This is a genomic window from Vibrio sp. Vb1337 (assembly GCF_033338715.1).
Classification (GTDB): Bacteria; Pseudomonadota; Gammaproteobacteria; order Enterobacterales; family Vibrionaceae; genus Vibrio; species Vibrio alginolyticus.
Genome location: NZ_JAWOTD010000293.1, coordinates 1 through 1,020, shown reverse-complemented (window position 1 = coordinate 1,020; position 1,020 = coordinate 1). Strand labels below are relative to the sequence as shown.

Genomic DNA, 1,020 nt, shown 5'->3' with positions numbered 1-1,020 from the left:
GATGGGTTTAGTCCTAGTGCATTAAATGCGCTTTGTACGGCACTCAAGCTTTCGATGTTACCTAACAGGCTTTGTGCACCTTTCAAGTTGGATAATCCAGGGATCAATGACTGCAATTCCGTGCTGTTTTGTTGAGACAGTTGGCTTTGAGCAAGTGCAATTAGGGCACTGCTGCCACCTGCAGCTTGTTCTGTCGAAACTGGTAGCTGACTCGTTAGTAGCTCAGTAAGAGGTGAAGATTCTGCATTTAGGCCTTGGCTTACCATATCCATAAGACCATTTTTGCTGCTCTTGTCTACGACAGTATCCAAAAACGCATGTGCGCTGCCAATATTCACTGATAGGAGAGCTAAAGTTAGGAGAGTTTTACGCATAGTACCTCCGACGGTTGAGCGTTTTAACTTATTTGTTGTATTTATTTTTTTTAGGTCATCTGACTGATAACTTCTATTATTTTATAAAAAACGCGGCGCTAATGCGCCGCTTTATGTAGGTCATTGAGAAAAGTCTCAATTATAGAATGTCTAGTAGCTCAACTTCGAATACTAGTGCTGCGAATGGAGGGATTGCAGCGCCTGCGCCACGTTCACCGTACGCAAGGTCTTGTGGGATGTATAGTTTCCACTTAGAACCTACAGGCATTAGTTGTAGAGCTTCAACCCAACCTTTAATTACGCCAGTTACTGGGAACTCAGCTGGTTGGCCGCGAGATACAGAGCTGTCGAATACTGTGCCGTCTGTTAGTTCACCGTGGTAGTGAACACGTACAGATTTATCAGCTGTTGGGATTTCGCCAGTACCTTCATTGATGATTTCGTACTGTAGGCCAGATTCAAGAACATTAACTTCTGGACGTAGAGCGTTGTCTTTTAGGAACGCTTCACCATCAGCTGCTGCTGCTTTAGCTGCTTCTTGACGAGCTGCTTCTGCGCGAGTGTGTAGCTCTTGCAGTGCATTGTGGATTTCGTCAATTTCGATTGATGGCATTTCGCCAGTCAATGCTGTTGCGATACCCGCAGC

2 protein-coding genes are annotated in these 1,020 nt (G+C 45.1%); both read right to left on the bottom strand.

Translation table 11 applies throughout. From position 1 onward, the window contains the following. Window positions 1-374 (bottom strand): DUF2780 domain-containing protein (locus R7E42_RS25730; protein ID WP_318073344.1); only part of this gene is annotated, 374 nt, incomplete at its 3' end. A 139-nt stretch (window positions 375-513) separates the two neighbouring features. Beyond that, on the bottom strand, window positions 514-1,020 hold a 507-nt coding region (locus R7E42_RS25725; RefSeq protein ID WP_318073343.1), incomplete at its 5' end, for an FKBP-type peptidyl-prolyl cis-trans isomerase.